The sequence below is a fragment of the Grimontia sp. SpTr1 genome, assembly GCF_947387585.1.
Lineage (GTDB): Bacteria > Pseudomonadota > Gammaproteobacteria > Enterobacterales > Vibrionaceae > Enterovibrio > Enterovibrio indicus.
This window is the reverse complement of the sequence record NZ_CANDOD010000003.1, coordinates 260,869-278,951: the sequence shown is the minus strand read 5'-3', so window position 1 is coordinate 278,951 and position 18,083 is coordinate 260,869. Positions and strand designations below refer to the sequence as shown.

The window sequence follows — 18,083 nt, the reverse complement described above, 5'->3', positions numbered from 1 at the left end:
GCCACCTACTGCGCCAGAAAATCTTGAGCGAAGCGTTGAAGTACGCCGCCTGCTTGATAGACCTTTACTTCATCTTCGGTATCAAGACGGCAGGTCACAGCGACATCAAGCTTTTCACCATTGGCTCGGGTGATAACCAAAGCCAAATCCGCGCCGGGTGTGATCTCCCCCATCACGTCATAAAGCTCAGTACCATCAATCCCTAAGGTGTTGCGATTAACGCCTGCCTTGAACTGCAAAGGCAACACGCCCATGCCAACCAAATTGGTGCGGTGAATGCGCTCGAAGCCTTCTGCGGCAATCGCTTCAACACCCGCCAGACGAACGCCTTTCGCCGCCCAGTCACGTGAAGAACCCTGCCCGTAATCTGCACCCGCAACAATAATCAGCGGCTGCTTGCGCTCCATGTAGGTTTCAATCGCTTCCCACATACGGGTGACGTTACTTTCTGGCTCAACGCGCGCCAATGAGCCTTGCACCACTTCGCCGTTTTCCTTCACCATTTCATTGAGTAATTTCGGGTTGGCAAACGTCGCACGTTGCGCAGTCAGGTGATCGCCTCGATGCGTCGCGTAGGAGTTGAAATCAACGGGTTCCAAGCCCATTTTCGCCAGATATTCGCCCGCCGCACTCGATGGCAAAATGGCATTCGAAGGTGATAAATGGTCAGTCGTGATGTTGTCACCCAACACCGCCAACGGCCGCATACCCTTCAACGTACGTTCTCCCGCTAACGCGCCTTCCCAGTATGGCGGTCTGCGAATATAGGTACTCATTGGACGCCAGTCATATAGTGGGTCGCTCAGGCTTGAATTCTCGTCTTGCTGGAACATTTCGATGTAAATACGTTGGAATTGTTCTGGCTTGACGGACTTGCCCACCACCTCATCAATTTCTGCATCGGTCGGCCACAAATCGTTCAGGTAAATCGGCTTACCGTTGGCATCAGTACCTAGAGCATCGCGTTCGATGTCAAAGCGCATGGTGCCTGCAATAGCGTAAGCGACAACCAGCGGCGGCGAAGCCAAAAACGCTTGTTTGGCATGCGGATGGATTCGGCCATCAAAGTTACGGTTACCGGAAAGCACCGCTGTCGCGTACAAGTCGCGCTCGATAATTTCCTGTTCGATAGCTGGGTCTAACGCACCACTCATGCCGTTACAAGTGGTACAGGCATAAGCCACAATACCGAACCCTAGCTGTTCCAGTTCGGACAACAGCCCAGCTTCTTCCAGATACAGCTTCGCGACTTTGGAACCTGGCGCGAAGGAGGTTTTCACCCAGGGCTTTCGAACCAAGCCAAGCTCATTCGCCTTTTTCGCCACCAAACCAGCGGCAACCACGTTGCGCGGATTACTGGTATTGGTACAGGAAGTAATAGCGGCGATGATGACCGCGCCATCCGGCATGCAGCCTTCTGAGTCTGCTGGCGCCTGTGCTGACGCAATGCCGCGCACAGCAAGTTCACGGGTTGGTAAACGGCGATGCGGATTAGAAGGGCCTGCCATGTTACGTGTCACACTGGAAAGGTCGAACTCCAACACACGCTCATAGCGGGCATTTTCCAAATCATCTGCCCATAAGCCAACGGTTTTGGCGTAGGTTTCTACCAAGGCGACTTGTTCAGGCTCGCGCCCTGTCAGTTTGAGGTAATTGATGGTCTGTTCGTCGATATAGAACATCGCGGCGGTTGCGCCGTATTCTGGCGTCATGTTGGAGATGGTCGCCCTGTCGCCAATGGTCAGTGCTCGTGCACCTTCGCCAAAGAATTCCAGATAGCTCGACACCACGCGTTCGTTGCGCAGAAACTCAGTGAGTGCCAGCACGATATCAGTGGCAGTAATGCCTTCCTGACGCTGACCCACCAACTTCACACCGACGATGTCCGGCAAGCGCATCATTGAAGGTCGGCCAAGCATGACGGTTTCGGCTTCAAGGCCACCGACGCCAATCGCTATTACGCCCAAGGCATCAACATGTGGGGTGTGGCTGTCTGTACCAACACAGGTATCAGGGAATGCGACGCCTTGTTGGCTTTGGATCACCGGCGACATCTTTTCCAAATTGATTTGGTGCATGATGCCGTTGCCCGCCGGGATCACACTGACGTTTTTAAAGGCGGTTTTACACCACTCAATAAAATGGAAGCGATCTTCATTACGGCGCTCTTCGATGGCGCGGTTCTTTTCAAACGCATCGGGTTCGAAACCCGCATGTTCGACGGCCAGTGAATGGTCGACAATCAGTTGGGTTTCCACCACGGGATTGACCCGTGAAGGGTCGCCGCCCTGCTCGGCAATGGCATCGCGCAGGCCTGCCAAATCCACTAATGCGGTTTGGCCTAAGATGTCGTGACACACTACGCGGGCGGGATACCAAGGGAAATCAAGTTCCTTTTTGCCTTCAACAATCTGGCTCAAACAGGCTTTTAAATCCGCTGGATTGCAGCGACGCACCAGTTGCTCAGCCAATACACGGGATGTGTAAGGCAAAGTGTCGTAAGCGTCCGGCTTGATGTCATTAACGGCTGCGCGAACGTCGAAATAATCGAGTCCGGTTTGCGCGAGCGGCATTCGGTATTGGTTATTGTTTTGCGTCATCGTCTGTTCCCTATTTCCGCCTATTAGCGCTGCTCAATCGGTAGCCAATCTCGGGATTCTGGCCCGGTGTAATCAGCGCTTGGACGGATAATGCGGTTGTTTTCACGTTGCTCAAATACGTGTGCCGCCCAGCCCGTTAAACGGCTCATCACAAAAATCGGTGTAAATAACTTGGTGGGAATATCCATAAAGTGATAGGCAGAGGCGTGGAAGAAATCCGCATTACAGAACAAGCCTTTCTCGCGCTTCATGACGGCTTCAACACGTTCAGATACAGCATAAAGCTGGGTGTCACCGACAGCTTCGGAAAGCTCTTTCGACCAGCGTTTGATCAGCGCATTGCGCGGGTCACTATCACGGTAAATCGCATGACCGAAGCCCATGATTTTGTCTTTGTTTTCCAGCATGCGCAGGATGTTTTGTTCAGCTTCATCGGGCGTTTGCCAGTTTTCAATCATCTCCATGGCCGCCTCGTTTGCCCCACCATGCAGAGGGCCACGCAAGGTACCGATGGCCGCCGTAATACAGGAGTGCAGGTCAGACAGCGTTGACGCACACACGCGCGCCGCAAAGGTGGAGGCATTGAACTCATGCTCTGCATAGAGGATTAGCGAACAATGCATCACTTGCTTGTGGAGATTGCTCGGCGCTTTGTCCGTCAGCATTTTCAGGAAGTAACCGCCAGTGCAATCTTCACTGGTGTCTTCGGTATCAATACGCACACCGTCATGACTGAAGCGATACCAGTAACAAATGATGGCGGGGAACAGTGCCAGCATGCGCTCGGTGGCGGTCAACTGTTCAGAGAAATCCTGCTCTTGCTCTAGATTACCCAGAACCGAACAGCCAGTGCGTATCACATCCATGGGGTGCGCTGAAGCGGGAAGGAGTTCCAAGGCCTGTTTCAGCTCTGTCGGCAAACCGCGCAGACTCACCAGACGCGTTTTGTAATCGTCGAGTTCTTTTTGATTGGGCAGATGACCACGCAATAACAGATGCGCGACTTCTTCAAACTGCGCATTGTTCGCCAGATCGGTAATGTCATAGCCACGGTAAGTCAGCCCTGTGCCCGATTTTCCAACAGTACACAGCGCTGTTGACCCTGCACTTTGACCACGTAGCCCTGCTCCACTTAGCTCTTTATTTGGCATGTTGAACTCCTTTTCTGTTCGCTGTTGCCCTCTATCGGGGCGTTATTGACGAACGGTTTCACGTATTGGATTTAGTTTTTGTATTCAAGCGTGAGTCTCAGCAAGCGCTTGTTAACGGGTGTTCTTTTCAATAATCACGATTTGTCTTGTGCGAACAGATCGTCCAGTTTGTTTTCGTAGTCGTGATAGTTGAGGTAGTCGTAGAGCTCGGCACGGGTTTGCATTGAATCGACCAATGCCTCTTGGTTGCCCTCTTCGAGAAGGTGGCGATAGACGTTTTCCGCCGCTTTGTTCATTGCCCTGAACGCACTCAGCGGGTAAAGCACCATGTCGACGTCCACTGCGGCCAATTCTTCACAGGTATAAAGCGGGGTTTGTCCGAACTCAGTGATGTTGGCGAGAATAGGCACAGATTTGCCAATCGCACTGCGAAGCGCGCTTGAGAATTGCTGGTATTGTTCCAGCTTGTTCATCGCTTCCGGGAAGATCATGTCAGCACCCGCTTCAATGCAGGCAATTGCGCGTTCAATGGCGCTGTCCATGCCTTCCACGGCCAGCGCATCGGTGCGCGCCATGATGACGAACTGATCATCAGTACGGGCATCGACGGCGGCTTTTACGCGGTCGACCATTTCCTGCTGGCTAACTATCGCTTTGTTCGGACGGTGGCCACAGCGTTTTTGTGCCACCTGATCTTCCATGTGCACCGCCGCTGCGCCTGCTTTCTCCATCGCTTTGATAGTGCGAGCGATATTGAATGCGCCGCCGAATCCAGTATCGATATCTACCAGCAAGGGCAAATCACAGGCGTTAGTGATGCGTTCGACATCGACCATCACATCATTCAGCGTGGTGATGCCTAGATCAGGCAGACCGTAACTTGCGTTGGCGATACCACCACCAGAAAGGTAAATAGCTTGGTGGCCAAGGCGTTGTGCCATCATGGCGCAGTAAGGATTGATGGTGCCGACAATTTGCAGCGGGTTGTTCTGCTCAACGGCTTGTCGGAATTTGGCTCCAGGGGAGAGTGTCATAGTCAGGTCCTTCTAATCTTTTAAGATTTGTTGTTCGATTGCCTTTCGGCTGCCCGCGATATGGCGACGCATTGCCAGCTCAGCTAACTCCTCGTCACGATTACGGATCGCGTGCAAAATAAACTTGTGCTCTTCTAACGCATGGTTGGGTCTGGATTGAGTCTTGGGTGATTGGTAGCGGTACATGCGAAGCAGGTGATACAGCTCGCCACACAGCAAATTGATCAGCTTTTGATTGCGGCTCGCCATGATCACCCGATAGTGGAAATCAAAGTCTCCGTATTGATGGAAGTAAGATGCGCCCTCGACCTCATCGATATGTCTGGAGTGCTTGGTTAGCAAATCTTCAATGCCCTGAAGCTCATCCTGCTTGATGTTTCTGGCTGCCAGTCGCGCCGCCATGCCTTCCAACGCTTCACGCACTGCATACAACTCAACGAGCTTCTCTGGCGTTAAGGTAATGACACGCGCCCCTACATGGGGAATACGCTCAATCAGCCCCAACCCTTCCAGGCGCATAATGGCTTCGCGCAGCGGCCCACGGCTGCATTCATAGCGGCGGGCGAGCTCTGGTTCAGAGATTTTACTGCCCGACGCGATTTCGCCGGAGACGATGGCCTCAACCAACAAGGCTGTCAGGTTTTCCGACTTGGTGTTTTCTTTAGATGTGGGACTCACGCTTTCCAGCGTCGCGTTTAATGCGTTGTTTTCGCTCATTGTGTTCCTTGTCCAATGGCTGTGTTGACGGTGTTTGTCGTGATATCCACCAGCGCTTTCATGAGCATTTATGGAGGAAATTGAGACATCGATACAACCTCAACATTGTCTACAATTTAATCTTATGGACATAATTTAGACACTGAAAAGAGACAAGATCAAGAATATTGTCGACAATTAAGACCAAGGTATAAGGTCATCAATAAGGAAGTTAAAGAAGCGTTAAGAAGTGATAGATTTGTGGGACTGGCAAATGAGAGACACAGTCTTGATAGCATGGCTATTGAGTATTCACGCATAAATAGCGTAGATTTTAAGTAACCCCTTCGCAGTCGAGATGAAGAAGAAAAATGGCTAACATCATGGAGCAATTAGCGTTTTCCCTTTCTCTCGTCGCGCCGATATTTTTCATTATTTCCCTTGGCTATATCTTCAAAAGACTAAAGTGGACCAACGCCAACTTTAACGATGTTGCCTCACGTCTGGTGTTCAATGTCGCCCTGCCCGCAATGTTGTTTTTAAGTATTGCCACGGCTGACCATAACTTCTCGCAAGCCACAGAATTTCTGGCTTTTTCCGTTGTCATGACGGTCATTTTTTTCCTGTTTTGTATCGCGTCCACCAAACTGGCTTTCAAGGGAAACCCAGATCACGGCGTGCTTATACAAGGGAGCTTTCGTGCCAACACGGCCATCATTGGTATTGCTTACGTTGAAAACGCCTATGGCAGTCAAGGACTGGCCCTCGCGGCAATTTATGTGGCGGTGATTACCGTGGTGTATAACATTCAAGCGGTGATCTGCTTGTCGCCGCGCTCGGCGGGTTCCAAGCTGCAGTCCACGAAAACCATATTTATCAATCTGGCCAAGAATCCGCTGATCATCGCGATTGTACTTGGCGTTGTTGTTTCACTGCTGAATATCACTCTCCCACCCGTGATTGTAGACACGGGCAACTACCTTTCCCGAATCGCACTTCCACTCGCGCTCTTGTGTACGGGCGGCAGCTTGGATTTCCGGATGATGAGAGAGGAGAAAAAGCCAACCTGGTTTGCAGCATCTAACAAGCTCATGGTTGCGCCTTTCGCCTTTACCCTGATTGGTTACCTGTATGGATTCAGAGGACTGGAACTGGGGATTCTGTTCTTCATGAACGCAGCACCTGTGGCAGCAGCAAGCTATGCCATGACACAAGCCGTCGGAGCCAATACCACGTTGAGCGCCAATATCATCGGGCTCACTACCCTATTTTCCAGCGTGACAGTTTGCGTGGGGTCATTGGTGTTAAAAGTGTTGGGGTTGATCTAAAAGCAGACCTCCAAACAACTAAGAGAGCTAACTCGCTCCCTATAAATTGCTATATCAAATACAGATATTCAGCAGACCACTTTATGCCGACAAGTCTTGCTTAGCTTCTTTGGGGTCTGGTGTTCGAGGTCGAATGAACAGAAATTCGTTACCAACAAACTCATGCACTGTGTAAAGATAAAAATTCTTACGAAGCTTCGTTATTTTCAGCCAAACCAGCCCTTTCTTTTTAACCTTAATGTCGAACTCTGATGTGTCCCCATTTTCGGTTTTGACCGCCTTGATCTCAGCGGGTCGATCAAAGTATGTGAGTACTAGACCATATATCTCAGGGTCGGCACTACCAAAGCCTGTCCCACCCAGAGAGTCCTGAGTTTCAAAGTCATACGTAAATGTGCCAAATCTCGCTAACTTTGTTTCTTTTGGCGTAATGACTAAACCTTCGTTCGCTGCTGTGTCGAGCAACGGAGTTGCAAAAGGCTCAATTTTCTCGAGTAAATCAGAAAAGTCAGCATTCAAAGCGCTGCCGATGTCGGTGACATCTAAGTACTGGCTATCGGTTAAGGGACGGCCCCATATTGCGCCGGGGATAACGGTAAACTGGACAATAACACGCTGAGGTAGATCGGGCCTTGAAATAACCTCATTGTCATCATTTACATATTCTACATTCATGGCGAATTTAGAATTACCCGACTCGTTCATTGATGAACACCCTACGCTCAAAATACAGATAACAGCAGCCAATACTGCATTGCGCATGTTTTGTTTGTGCATAGGCTCCTCCCGTGGAACGTAGCATTGTGACTTTTGGTTAGTTGGATGAAAAGAAACCGACGTTTGAACAAGCTCGTGCTTACAAAGCACCCCGAAAATCAAACAACTCATAATGGGTGTTGTTCTTCGGCATGCCGAGTTGCTCTAGACCTTCCTGCATTGTCTTTCTGACTTCAGGGTTGCCGCAGAAATAGAGCGAAACATCACCGATATCGCCATTGATATCCTCGGCAATTTTTTCTGGCGTTAGTCGCCCTTGCTCTGAATAGACAATGTTTAGGTTTACCGTTGGCAAGCCTTCGACTAATTCACCAAGCTCTTTTGCAAATATGGCAGCTTCTTCGTTTTTAACCAGATAATAGAGCGTGACTGAAGGGTGCTGTTTGCTTTGGCTGTTGAGCGATTGTAACCAGGCAATAAACGGGGTGATACCGATGCCAGAACCAATCCAGATTTGTTCTTTCGCTTTCATATCCAAGCGGAAGCGTCCGTATGGCATATCCAGTCGAATCATCTGACCGTTTTCCAAATGCTCATAAAGCGTTTTGGTGTAATCACCCAATGCTGCAATCGAGAAGCTTGGCTTACCGTCGTGATCGCTGCTTGCGATAGTGTAAGGGTGCGGTTCGCTTTTGATGTTGTCGTTATGAAGGACTGAGACAAAAGCGAATTGCCCGGCTTCCCACTTCGGCTTGCCCTGCAAAGGCTTGGTATCAAAACTGACGATACCATTTTGCTTTCTCACGTTTTCAACTTTGCCGATGTAGTGCTTACTGGTGTCTTTGCCAAAGGCATAGTAGTACCAAGCCCAAACACCAATAACTGCTGTCAGATTCATCGCGATTCCCGCTGGCGAGAACAACTGGAAAGGCCTGACGGCAAAAAGATAGTGGAAGACGGAGATGAAGAAAACCAACCCCATCAAGCGATGGCTCCACTTCCATAAGTGGTAAGGCAGCATGCGCATAAAGCTGACCACCACCAGTACCAGAAGCAGCCAAGTTGCCCATTCTCCGGTGTCGGAGCCAATCTCAATCAGACTGGTTTCTTCACGAGCGACTTCAGACTGTGGCACTAACCACCAATGCATGAAGATAGAAAAAACCGACCAAATGCCCGCCCATCGGTGCGCTTTGTAAACCCTGTCCAAACCACCAAAAATGGATTCCAGAATTTCCATGCGTGTCGAAAGCAGAAAAGCCAATGCCATTCCCACCAAGGCATTGGCAGCAAAAAAGGCTGCAATCCAACGTTGAAGCGTTAATTCTTCCGGCAGCAAACTGCCTATGCCGATGAAGCTAAGTAATACTGCGCCGGCAACTAAGATGTTTTTCCGGTTATCCAGTGCGAATTTCAATTTCAAAAGACTTGCCTGTCGTGTGTATAAAATTGGTTTGAATTAGAAAGGCTTCCTCTTGTGAAATATAGTGCTTCGAATGTCGAATTGTTGTGAAATCTAACTATCGAAACACTGTTTTTAATCCTCTTTATAGGGTCTGTTGGCCTTTGGTGGTTAAATTTTGTTCTAGCCATAAGCGTTTTAGGCGCGGCGAGGTGTATGCCGCCTAGTCATTCTAAGCAAATACACCTCAACAAAGCATAAAACGCTTAGGGCAGAACCCTCTGGGCAGCGTTTGTGGGGACTTTCTCCTGCGTTATCGGCTTCTCATGTAGGCCAGCTACACATCGAAGCCTCTGCCTTGTATAAAATCCCCACAAACTGCTGCAAAAATCATCACCAAAGGTCAACAGACCCTAGGCTAGTCCGCGCGAACAGGTCGTTTCAACGAAAAGCGTCGGAGTAGCCCCCATCCAATCCAAAAGAAGGCTGAGAGTGCAATCGCGGTAAGAATCGCCGGTTTTGGGTTTTCCAAACTGCTGATGGAACCCGCATACGCAGCGATAAAGGTATACGGAAGATTAACTGTGCACCAAGCCAGTAGGAAAGTTGTAAATTTCATGCGGCTGATACCTGACATACATGCTGTGACTTCTGGCAGAATCGGCATGGCGCGGGAAAGCAAAATCATTAACACACCATGCTGACGGAAGTGACCGCGTAACTCAGCACGTTGTTTCTCATCTTTCACGACGACATTCACCAGCTTACCGCCAAACTTCGCACTCAAGACATACCCGGCAATTCCCGCCAGCAAAGTACCCGTGAAGGCCGCTAAGGCGCCAACATATGCCCCTGCGAAATATCCTCCGAGAATCATGATGGAAAGCGTGGGTACCGCGATGAACAAATCCAAAAACAGCAGTGAAACGACAATAATGGCAACAGTCAGTGCACTCAGTGACTGTGCTTGCTCAAACCAAGTTTGAATCTGCTCTACCGTTAGCCAGCCCATCGCATTCACCGCAATAAAGGTCGATGCAAAAAACAGGGCCATGATTCCCATGAGTTTAAAAAGTGATGACATAAATCCTCCTTACGGATAGCGGATGGTGATTTCGTGGGGAGAGGTGATGCTTGCGGCTTCAAGCTGTGCACTGGAAAAACTTGGCGCTTTGAATGTGATTCGCGCACCGTTGGAGAAACCCAAACCTTCTTTGGGCCAGACACCTGTCCAGTTCTTGGTGACTTTCCCGTCCTCGTCTTCGTCGTGTAGAACCTTGACAGCAAACTGCGTTGGCACATTTTCGAAGGTGACGTTCCGCTCTGCTTTGTCAGCGGTGTAACTAACGATCCTTAGCGCTTTGTCGTGCTTCTTTGGAAAACCGTCTTCACCAAATAGCATCACCAACACATTTCCTGGCCTTGTTGTATCTATCCCCTTCACAACGATGTCTACGCTGTTTTCTGTCGCCGTTGCAGTCATTGAAATCACTCCCCAAATAAATCCCAGCCAACTGTGTTTTGTGGTCATTTATGACGCCTTCAGTAGTTTGCGTGCGGCAAAAGGTGCCAGAGCATTCAGCACCCGTAAAAAACGGGTCGCACCAATGTCGAAGTCGTCCTCGCCTTTTTCTATACCAGCGATAATTTCAGCGGCGGCCACATCCGATGAGATTTTGTTCTTGCCCCTGCCTTTAGTCATTGCGGTATCTACCAGAGGCAAAAAAGCCTGTTGTACGCCAACAACGGAGCCTTCCAGTTGATAGCGCAAACTCTGGGAGAAGATGTTGAGTGCACCTTTCGTTGCGCAATAGACCGCAGAAGATGCCTTTGGCACTAATCCGAGTGCAGAATTAATGTTGATGACGCGAGACGATTCCGATGCAAGAAGCGCAGGCAATAAGCCATGAATTAGCGCGCAAACAGAGGTGAAGTTGGTATCGACTTCCGTTTTCACCGTATCGAATGTGAACGCCTCATCAGTGAATTTCGGCATAAACTGGGCCGCAGCGTTATTGATGAGCAAATCTATTTCGGGTTTCGCGGAGGCAATAGATTGGGCGATGAGATGAGCCTGATTCACATCAGCCAAATCAACCTGAAAAGTGATGATGGAAGGCCATTTTTTCTTCAATGTGCTGAGTTTCTCTGCATCCCGCCCAAGCACTATCAGTTGGTTATCGCCAACGAGTTGTTCAACTAACTGGCGGCCAATGCCGGACGTCCCACCAGTAAGCACAATGGTTCTATTGAGTAGTTTCATCCTGACTCCCTTTTTCGACAGTTCGGGAGTCAGCTTATTGGGAAGGGGCAGCTAACACTTTAACAAGAGTTAAAACCACCAAATTTCTTCTTTTTTACTGGCGCTGATAAGCGTTTTGGACGCCGAGTTTGGCGCGGATGCGAGAGAGTGAGACTTCAGTGATGCCAAGGTAGGACGCGATATGATAGTTGGGTAGCGATTGCGATAATTCAGGGCAGGATTCGACAAACTGAATATAGAGCTCGGTCGGCGACAACATCAGCAAATCAGCTTCCCTCGCCTCTTTTTTTAGGGCCAATGCGGTCACCATCTGTAGGAAGACATCTTTCCATCCCGGTGTTGACTCACTCAAGCTTCTCAATGCCTTCACAGGCACTTCGAAACAAACTGCATCGGTTAGCACTTCACAGCCAAAGCGCGCAGGCAGCCCTCTTGCGAAAGACGATAAACACGCAGACACCTCGCCCTGTTGGAGAAAAGACTTGTTACGTCGGTTGCCGTCTGGCGTGAGATAGAAATTGCACAAGGTGCCCGCACAAACAAACCCTACTTTGTCGACAACATCTCCGGCGCTGAACAGGACATCCCCCTTGCTGTAAAGCTTGAGTTTTCCCTGATTGATAAAAGACTGCCATTCGTCATCGCTCAGAGCAAAATGCTGTCTGAAGCCCGCTTCAAATTGCGCCAGTATCTGCTTTCCTTCCATCCACCTTTCCGTTCTTTATCGGTTTACCATCGGCTAATTCATTACGTATTACAGCGAGTTGCAGATCTTACCTATCCCAATAAGGCGTGCCTTCAAATCGGGTGACCAGGAAATCAATCAAGGTTCTGACTCGGCGTGATAAATGCCGTGTTTGTGGGTAAATCGCGTAGGCGTTGAGTTCACCAAACGCATAGCCGGGAAGCACCACTTCTAGACGCCCTTCCCTGATGGCTTGATGGACAACAAATGTTGGCAAGTGGGCTATGCCCATCCCTTTTTCTGCCGCGGAATGCAGAAACTCCCCGCTGCTCCCCTTCAATGCGGGCTTAATCTTCACTTTTTGCAGCTTTCCTTCCGGTGTGTTTAGCCTCCAATGACTGGCATCTTTGCTTAGGCTGTAGACCAGTGCTTGATGATGACTTAGATCGGAAAGGGATTCAGGAGAGCCATGTGTTTGTAGGTATTCTGGGCTGGCACAAAGCACGTGCCGAACTGTAGCAATTTTTCTGGCGAGCAACGTCGAGTCTGGCAAATCGGCAATACGAATAGCGAGATCGTAGCCTTCCTGAATCAAATCAACCTGCCGATCATTGAAATCCAATTCAAACTCAATTTGCGGGTGTTCTTGAAGAAAGTCGTTAATGGCTGGGCCGATATGTAACACGCCGAATGTTGAGGGAACAGCAACCTTTAACGGCCCTTTCAGTACGCAATGTGCCTGAGAAGTCATTTCCTCGGCTTCACGCAAGTCTTCGAGAATGCGCAGGCAATGCTTGTAATATTCCGTGCCTGTTTCCGTGGCATGCATGGTGCGTGTTGTGCGGTGGAACAGTTGAACATTCAGGTGTTCTTCCAGCTCTTTTAAACGTCGGCTGACTGCAGATTTGGCAATGTTCATGCGGTCTGCTGCACCGCTGATACTGCCAATCTCAACCACCCGCACAAAGGTTTCCATATTGGTGAACTTGTCCATCGCCTCTCCAATTGTTCTCTTTGGGAGAACACTGAGTTACTCAAATTGCTGTTTTTTCTATATCCAAGAATTTCTAGAGTGAACACAAATGGACGACAAGTAAAGGAAAGCAAGATGAAAATAACCAAAACAACAGTGGCAGTGCTTGCTGCGACTTCACTCTTGAGTCTCTCAACGCAAGCTAACGAGCCAGTATGGGATGCCAACAAGGTTCAGCTCGTCGCTGAAAAACTCGATGATGGGGTTTACGCCTATTACCCAACTGATGCCAAAGAGCTGGAAAAGAAAGGCCTACCTGTTGCCACCAGCGGCGGTTTCATTGTGGGTGATGAAGGTGTGCTTGTGATTGACACTACCCTCAACGAACGTCTGAACAAACAGCTACAGGGAATGATTGCCGTTGAGACAAAGAAACCCATCATTTATGCGGTTAACACCAGCTTCCATGGGGACCACTCCTACGGAAACATGTACCTACCGGAAGAAACAAAAATCATCCAACATGAGGTGACTCAAAACTATATCGACAATCATTTTGAGGCAGATACACAGTGGATGATGCAAAGCTTCGGTAAAGGACGCGGCATCGAGGAAATCAAACCAACTGACGCCGATATTCTTGTAGGGAAAGATGGGAAAATAACCATCGATCTCGGTGGCAAAAATGTCGAGATCATGGATTTCGGATTCGCACAGACTGGTGGTGATTTGTTCGTGTGGGAACCTGAATCAAAAACCATGTACACGGGTAACCCAATCGTCACGGTGAAACCTTCACTACCTTGGCTTTTGGATGGTCACCTGCTGGAAACCCTGAGTTCACTTCAGAAAGTGAAAGACTTTCTCCCTGAAGATGCGACCGTAGTGCCAGGCCATGGTTCTCCGATGACGCCCGAAGATATTCAGTGGCACATTGATTATCTGGATGCGATTAAAACCCAAGTACAGCAGGCGATTGATGATGGCTTGTCTCTTGGCGAGACGGTGAAGAAAGTGCAGTTGCCAGAGTTCACCGGTTACGCCCTTCGTGATTGGGTTCATCCAGGTCTGAACGTACCTGCTGCTTACCGCGATTTGTCTAAGCAGCAATAACTTCCAGCGCCTGTTCTAACGACAAACAGCCACTTTTCTGGTGGCTGTTTTGTTAGGTCTTTCCTAAACCATTGCGGCGCAACTCGAAGAATGGGCGCCAGTCTGCCTTGTCTGAATCATCAAGGGGTATCCTTTCGCCAGACAGTATATGGAGAAAGGAAAGGATAATGAGGGGAAAACTCATAGCAATGGTATTGGGTACCTTGGTAGCCACTGGTTGCGTCAATAGAGATGAAATTTATGCCAACCCGCCTCAGGAGTTGATTGACGGTGTCGAGCAACTGATGCCTGCAGCAGCCAAGTTCACCCACGAAGCCGAGGCAGAAGCACTTGAAAAAGGCATTCCATTAACACCGCAACAGGTGCTTATCGCGGAAAAGATGGGTGTAAAACATCCCGAAAAGGTTCGGGTTTATTATGTAGATAAACTGCCTGCACCAACCGACCCGGAGCTACTGGAAATCGCCAAACGCGTGGGTTACACCAACCCTAATATGGCAGGGTACACCTTTGGCTACGGCATTTGGATTCAAAACCGCTACAAATCCCAACGTGATCTACTTCCTCACGAATTAGTGCATGTGATGCAATCAGAGAGAGCAGGACTCACCGCCCAAACCCGCGAGTATCTGATGCAGATGTTTGTTTATGGCTACTACAACGCGCCGATGGAAGTCGAAGCGCTAAAACTCACCTCTCACTATAACTAATCACGACAAAGGGCGCCGTTAAGCGCCCTTTCTACATATAGCCAAACAACCCAAAATCAGCTTCGATTCATCATCAGCAAGTTGCCACCTGACACGCCAAGCACAGCAGCACATCCGCGGTTAAACCAGCGCGCCATTTTAGGCTTACTAAACCATTGGCGAAGATAAATACCGCAGAGCGCATACATAGAAATCGCGACCACTTCCAGCACCAAGAATGTCAAACCCAGAATAAAGAACTGCTGATTGATGGGTGCAGACGGGTCAACAAACTGCGGCAGAAACGCAGTAAAAATAAGGATGGCCTTTGGGTTTCCAGCAGCGAGTGCGAACTCTTGTTGAAGCAATGCTTTCACCTTTTTATCTGCTTCTACATCACTTACCGGGCTCGACGTTGACCGCCAAAGTTGGAAAGCGATCCAGAACAGATACATGGCGCCAACTAGCTTTATCGCCAGAAAGACCTTTTCCGATGCGTAGAGGATGACCGCCAAACCAGAGGCGGTTAAAGCAATCATTACCGCAAAGGCCGCTATTCGGCCAAAGCTGGCAACCAGCGCAGGCCGAAAGCCATAACAACGGGCATTATTCATCGCGAGCAGATTGTTTGGCCCCGGCGTCATGTTTAAAGCAAAGCAGGCGGGGATAAACAACAGAAAGGTGATCAGTTCCATTAGTGTGACTTTCCGTGTTTTTGTTGAAATTTCACCCTATCGGGAAGCGCACTGCGCCGTCAACCATTCATAGAAATGATTGGCCACAGGATGATCATCACAGGCGGCGCTTCGATAAAGATAGTATCCACCACTTTCCACCTGATTCACTGAATCGTCCGGCCAAGGCACCAGCTCACCGCGCTCCAAGTAATCCTGCAGGAGGGAACCCCGCCCAACCATCGCTCCCTGCCCGTCCAAGACCGATTGCAGCAATAAAGCATACAAACTGGAACGACGCGTTCGCGCTTGGATACTACTGAACTTGTCTTGCCAAAACCGCCAATCATCATGCCAGTGCATGTCTTGGTAAAAGACGGGATCATCCTTCCCTACATAATTAGGGGCACTAACAGGTAATAGAGTCTCGCTCCATAGCTTTTGCCAGCGCCGGCCAGGATCGTGAAGGAAATAACCCAGCGCAAGATCGGTATCTTCCGGTTGACCAGAAACGGTCGAGACAGCGGTGATTTCCAATTCATGTTCTGGGAAATCATGCTGATAACTTCCCAAACGCTTTTGCAACCAGAACTGAGCAATCGCATGCTGCGTCGACAAGCGAACCGGTCTTAAGTTTCCATGGCGAATCCGTTCGACATTTTCCTCAAAACCTTTGAGCGCTTGCTTAACCAGCACTAAAAATTCTTTGCCTTTGGGAGTGAGTGAAACACCTTTTCCGTGCCTTGCGAACAAAGAGACGGCTAAATGACTTTCGAGCTTTTTGACCTGATACGCCACTGCAGATGCAGTCAGGAATAGCTCTTCGCCAGCTCTTGCAAAACTTTCATGTTCGGCAGCAGCTTCAAAAGCCACCAGCGCATCTAAAGGAGGAAGTTGAGGAAAGCGAACAGAACGCATGAGTTAAGCCCAAAATTATTTTTGCCTTATACAAAAAATAATCCATTTGAGCGAAATGGTCTTCCGCGTTGAGATAGATACATCACGAAACAGAGCAAGGACGGCAAAAATGACATTTCATAAGAAGCCTTGGGTAGCAGAAAGCATCAATGATTACGCACAAGACACCGTAGCCAACATCGGCACCTTAAACGAATCAGGCATCATCGCAGCTATTTATGCGCTTTCCGATGAGAACCGGAACATCCACGAAAGAGAGTGCATCAACCTCAACCCGGCCACCAATATCATGAACCCAAAAGCGGAAGCACTGTTGGCAACAGGTATTGGTACGCGCCCTTCTCTTGGCTATCCCGGCGACAAGTATGAAATGGGACTGGAAGCCATCGAGAAAATCGAGATCATCGCTGCGCAGTTGGCGTGTGATGTTTTCGATGCCAAATTTGCTGAAATCCGCGTCGCCTCTGGCGCAATGGCAAACCTTTACGCCTTTATGGCGACCGCACAACCGGGCGACACCATTCTCGTTCCACCGGCTCCTATCGGTGGTCATGTCACTCACCACAATGCAGGTGCAGCGGGGCTATATGGGCTCAATATTGTCGAAATGAAAGCGGACGCCGAGCACTACACCGTCGACTTAGATGCGCTGAGAGAGCAAGCACACGCCCTCAAACCCAAATTGATCACCATTGGCGGAAGCCTGAATCTATTGCCCCACCCTGTTTCAGACATACGAGCCATTGCCGATGAAGTGGGTGCCAAAGTGCTGTTCGATGCAGCACACCAATGCGGAATCATTGCTGGTAAAAGCTGGCCAAACCCGCTGAATGAAGGCGCTCATCTAATGACCATGAGTACCTACAAAAGCTTGGGTGGACCTCCAGGTGGACTGATTGTGTCGAACGATGCCGAACTAATGGAACGTATTGATGCCATCGCCTTCCCGGGTTTGACCGCGAACTTTGATGCCGCTAAATCTGCCGCACTCGCAGTGTCGCTGCTGGACTGGAAGACGTTCGGCCCGGATTATTCCAATGCCATGATTGAAGCCAATCAAGCGCTGGCTCGTGCATGTCAGGCTGAAGGACTGCCAGTTTTCCGAGTAACTGGCCCGAATGGTCAAACTCCCTCTGAATCTCATCAGTTCGCCATTCAGGCAGCACCTTTCGGTGGTGGGCAAACCATGGCGAAGAAGCTGCGCCAAGCGAATATCCTCACATGCGGAATTGGTCTGCCAATTGAAGCGGTAGAAGGCGACATGAACGGCCTTCGCTTTGGCACACCAGAGATTGTCAGAGCTGGTTTCACTGCGGAGCACATGCCTGAAGTGGCCAAGCATATTGCCGATTCATTGTTAGGCAGAAAGCCTGATGAGGAAATTGCTAAAGCGGTCTCCGCATTTCGCCGAGAGTTTACGACGATGCGTTATGTTCACAGTTAATATTTGCCAGTGTGTTGGGAGAAACTAATTTCTCCCGACGCTTTTCTCTTTTTGGGCAGGTTTGAGGCCTATTCAAAAACGGGGCGGAAAAAACTGCGTTCGTAACTCACGATACAGGCAGTCTCTTCTGCGAACTTGAAAGCCGCTTTGCAGGCTTCATCATCAAACGATTTGGTGCGATACACTTCGTATTCCGCAAGGCTCGGAAACGTGAACAACGCCAGCGCGATATTATTCGCCCCCTCAGAAGGCAGAAAATATCCGTTGTGCTGACCGCCAAACTTGTTCACCAAAGGAATCCACATCTTTGCATATTGCTCGAACTCTGCAGTTTTCGTCGGGTCGATGACATATCTGAGATAACACGTAACCATTTCACTCTCCCTGTTTTTCGTT

Annotated in this window: 18 protein-coding genes; 4 read left to right on the top strand and 14 right to left on the bottom strand. The window is 49.5% G+C overall.

Annotated features, from left to right (window positions below):
• Nucleotides 1-5: 5 nt before the first annotated feature.
• From acnD to QL223_RS07955, 4 genes are all read right to left on the bottom strand, one after another.
• Nucleotides 6-2,600: a Fe/S-dependent 2-methylisocitrate dehydratase AcnD gene (gene acnD / locus QL223_RS07970; protein WP_281544407.1), complete on the bottom strand. Its 2,595-nt coding sequence runs from the start codon at nt 2,598-2,600 to the stop codon at nt 6-8.
• Between the two features lie 23 nt (nt 2,601-2,623).
• Nucleotides 2,624-3,751 (bottom strand): 2-methylcitrate synthase, encoded by a 1,128-nt coding sequence (prpC, locus tag QL223_RS07965; protein ID WP_281544406.1) that lies wholly within the window; start codon nt 3,749-3,751, stop codon nt 2,624-2,626.
• Nucleotides 3,752-3,885: 134 nt separating this feature from the next.
• Nucleotides 3,886-4,785 (bottom strand): methylisocitrate lyase, encoded by a 900-nt coding sequence (gene prpB / locus QL223_RS07960; protein WP_281544405.1) that lies wholly within the window; start codon nt 4,783-4,785, stop codon nt 3,886-3,888.
• Between the two features lie 12 nt (nt 4,786-4,797).
• On the bottom strand, nt 4,798-5,502 hold the full coding sequence (locus QL223_RS07955) for a GntR family transcriptional regulator (protein WP_046305463.1): 705 nt from the start codon (nt 5,500-5,502) through the stop codon (nt 4,798-4,800).
• A 350-nt stretch (nt 5,503-5,852) separates the two neighbouring features.
• Between QL223_RS07955 and QL223_RS07950 the strand changes: the two genes are divergently transcribed.
• Nucleotides 5,853-6,809 (top strand): AEC family transporter, encoded by a 957-nt coding sequence (locus QL223_RS07950; RefSeq protein WP_281544404.1) that lies wholly within the window; start codon nt 5,853-5,855, stop codon nt 6,807-6,809.
• 81 nt (nt 6,810-6,890) lie between these two features.
• Here the strand turns inward: QL223_RS07950 and QL223_RS07945 are convergent, their stop codons facing one another.
• From QL223_RS07945 to QL223_RS07915, 7 genes are all read right to left on the bottom strand, one after another.
• Nucleotides 6,891-7,586, bottom strand: coding sequence for a hypothetical protein (locus QL223_RS07945; protein WP_281544403.1), 696 nt, complete (start codon nt 7,584-7,586; stop codon nt 6,891-6,893).
• Nucleotides 7,587-7,665: 79 nt separating this feature from the next.
• Nucleotides 7,666-8,949, bottom strand: coding sequence for a ferric reductase-like transmembrane domain-containing protein (locus QL223_RS07940; RefSeq protein WP_281544402.1), 1,284 nt, complete (start codon nt 8,947-8,949; stop codon nt 7,666-7,668).
• Between the two features lie 397 nt (nt 8,950-9,346).
• Nucleotides 9,347-10,012, bottom strand: a complete 666-nt coding sequence (locus tag QL223_RS07935; RefSeq protein ID WP_281544401.1) for a VTT domain-containing protein — start codon at nt 10,010-10,012, stop codon at nt 9,347-9,349.
• 9 nt (nt 10,013-10,021) lie between these two features.
• Nucleotides 10,022-10,459, bottom strand: a complete 438-nt coding sequence (locus tag QL223_RS07930; RefSeq protein WP_281544400.1) for a DUF2141 domain-containing protein — start codon at nt 10,457-10,459, stop codon at nt 10,022-10,024.
• Nucleotides 10,460-11,191, bottom strand: a complete 732-nt coding sequence (locus tag QL223_RS07925; RefSeq protein WP_281544399.1) for an SDR family NAD(P)-dependent oxidoreductase — start codon at nt 11,189-11,191, stop codon at nt 10,460-10,462. It abuts the gene before it with no gap.
• A gap of 94 nt (nt 11,192-11,285) precedes the next feature.
• Complete coding sequence (locus QL223_RS07920; RefSeq protein WP_281544398.1) at nt 11,286-11,897, bottom strand: Crp/Fnr family transcriptional regulator; 612 nt, start codon at nt 11,895-11,897, stop codon at nt 11,286-11,288.
• A 67-nt stretch (nt 11,898-11,964) separates the two neighbouring features.
• On the bottom strand, nt 11,965-12,870 hold the full coding sequence (locus QL223_RS07915) for a LysR family transcriptional regulator (protein WP_281544397.1): 906 nt from the start codon (nt 12,868-12,870) through the stop codon (nt 11,965-11,967).
• A gap of 114 nt (nt 12,871-12,984) precedes the next feature.
• On the opposite strand from QL223_RS07915, the gene QL223_RS07910 reads away from it, so the two are divergent.
• Together QL223_RS07910 and QL223_RS07905 are read left to right on the top strand one after the other, a co-directional pair.
• Nucleotides 12,985-13,962 carry an MBL fold metallo-hydrolase gene (locus QL223_RS07910; protein WP_281544396.1) on the top strand — a complete coding sequence of 326 codons (978 nt, stop codon included), beginning with the start codon at nt 12,985-12,987 and terminating at the stop codon, nt 13,960-13,962.
• A 167-nt stretch (nt 13,963-14,129) separates the two neighbouring features.
• Entirely contained in the window at nt 14,130-14,672 is a 543-nt protein-coding gene (locus QL223_RS07905; protein WP_281544395.1) for a hypothetical protein, read from the top strand.
• A 56-nt stretch (nt 14,673-14,728) separates the two neighbouring features.
• On the opposite strand, the gene QL223_RS07900 is transcribed toward QL223_RS07905, so the two are convergent.
• Together QL223_RS07900 and QL223_RS07895 are read right to left on the bottom strand one after the other, a co-directional pair.
• Nucleotides 14,729-15,346, bottom strand: a complete 618-nt coding sequence (locus QL223_RS07900; RefSeq protein WP_281544394.1) for a LysE family translocator — start codon at nt 15,344-15,346, stop codon at nt 14,729-14,731.
• 36 nt (nt 15,347-15,382) lie between these two features.
• Complete coding sequence (locus QL223_RS07895; RefSeq protein ID WP_281544393.1) at nt 15,383-16,243, bottom strand: LysR family transcriptional regulator; 861 nt, start codon at nt 16,241-16,243, stop codon at nt 15,383-15,385.
• 109 nt (nt 16,244-16,352) lie between these two features.
• Between QL223_RS07895 and QL223_RS07890 the strand changes: the two genes are divergently transcribed.
• On the top strand, nt 16,353-17,687 hold the full coding sequence (locus QL223_RS07890; RefSeq protein ID WP_281544392.1) for an aminotransferase class I/II-fold pyridoxal phosphate-dependent enzyme: 1,335 nt from the start codon (nt 16,353-16,355) through the stop codon (nt 17,685-17,687).
• Nucleotides 17,688-17,755: 68 nt separating this feature from the next.
• On the opposite strand, the gene QL223_RS07885 is transcribed toward QL223_RS07890, so the two are convergent.
• Nucleotides 17,756-18,061, bottom strand: a complete 306-nt coding sequence (locus QL223_RS07885) for an NIPSNAP family protein (RefSeq protein ID WP_281544391.1) — start codon at nt 18,059-18,061, stop codon at nt 17,756-17,758.
• Nucleotides 18,062-18,083 lie beyond the last annotated feature (22 nt).

What these genes read in the sequence shown, in the direction of transcription:
- acnD (WP_281544407.1), bottom strand. Translation starts at nt 2,600, where the DNA reads ATGACGCAAAACAATAACCAATACCGAATGCCGCTCGCGCAAACCGGA.
- prpC (WP_281544406.1), bottom strand. Translation starts at nt 3,751, where the DNA reads ATGCCAAATAAAGAGCTAAGTGGAGCAGGGCTACGTGGTCAAAGTGCA.
- prpB (WP_281544405.1), bottom strand. Translation starts at nt 4,785, where the DNA reads ATGACACTCTCCCCTGGAGCCAAATTCCGACAAGCCGTTGAGCAGAAC.
- QL223_RS07955 (WP_046305463.1), bottom strand. Translation starts at nt 5,502, where the DNA reads ATGAGCGAAAACAACGCATTAAACGCGACGCTGGAAAGCGTGAGTCCC.
- QL223_RS07950 (WP_281544404.1), top strand. Translation starts at nt 5,853, where the DNA reads ATGGCTAACATCATGGAGCAATTAGCGTTTTCCCTTTCTCTCGTCGCG.
- QL223_RS07945 (WP_281544403.1), bottom strand. Translation starts at nt 7,586, where the DNA reads ATGCACAAACAAAACATGCGCAATGCAGTATTGGCTGCTGTTATCTGT.
- QL223_RS07935 (WP_281544401.1), bottom strand. Translation starts at nt 10,012, where the DNA reads ATGTCATCACTTTTTAAACTCATGGGAATCATGGCCCTGTTTTTTGCA.
- QL223_RS07930 (WP_281544400.1), bottom strand. Translation starts at nt 10,459, where the DNA reads ATGACCACAAAACACAGTTGGCTGGGATTTATTTGGGGAGTGATTTCA.
- QL223_RS07925 (WP_281544399.1), bottom strand. Translation starts at nt 11,191, where the DNA reads ATGAAACTACTCAATAGAACCATTGTGCTTACTGGTGGGACGTCCGGC.
- QL223_RS07920 (WP_281544398.1), bottom strand. Translation starts at nt 11,897, where the DNA reads ATGGAAGGAAAGCAGATACTGGCGCAATTTGAAGCGGGCTTCAGACAG.
- QL223_RS07915 (WP_281544397.1), bottom strand. Translation starts at nt 12,870, where the DNA reads ATGGACAAGTTCACCAATATGGAAACCTTTGTGCGGGTGGTTGAGATT.
- QL223_RS07910 (WP_281544396.1), top strand. Translation starts at nt 12,985, where the DNA reads ATGAAAATAACCAAAACAACAGTGGCAGTGCTTGCTGCGACTTCACTC.
- QL223_RS07905 (WP_281544395.1), top strand. Translation starts at nt 14,130, where the DNA reads ATGAGGGGAAAACTCATAGCAATGGTATTGGGTACCTTGGTAGCCACT.
- QL223_RS07900 (WP_281544394.1), bottom strand. Translation starts at nt 15,346, where the DNA reads ATGGAACTGATCACCTTTCTGTTGTTTATCCCCGCCTGCTTTGCTTTA.
- QL223_RS07895 (WP_281544393.1), bottom strand. Translation starts at nt 16,243, where the DNA reads ATGCGTTCTGTTCGCTTTCCTCAACTTCCTCCTTTAGATGCGCTGGTG.
- QL223_RS07890 (WP_281544392.1), top strand. Translation starts at nt 16,353, where the DNA reads ATGACATTTCATAAGAAGCCTTGGGTAGCAGAAAGCATCAATGATTAC.
- QL223_RS07885 (WP_281544391.1), bottom strand. Translation starts at nt 18,061, where the DNA reads ATGGTTACGTGTTATCTCAGATATGTCATCGACCCGACGAAAACTGCA.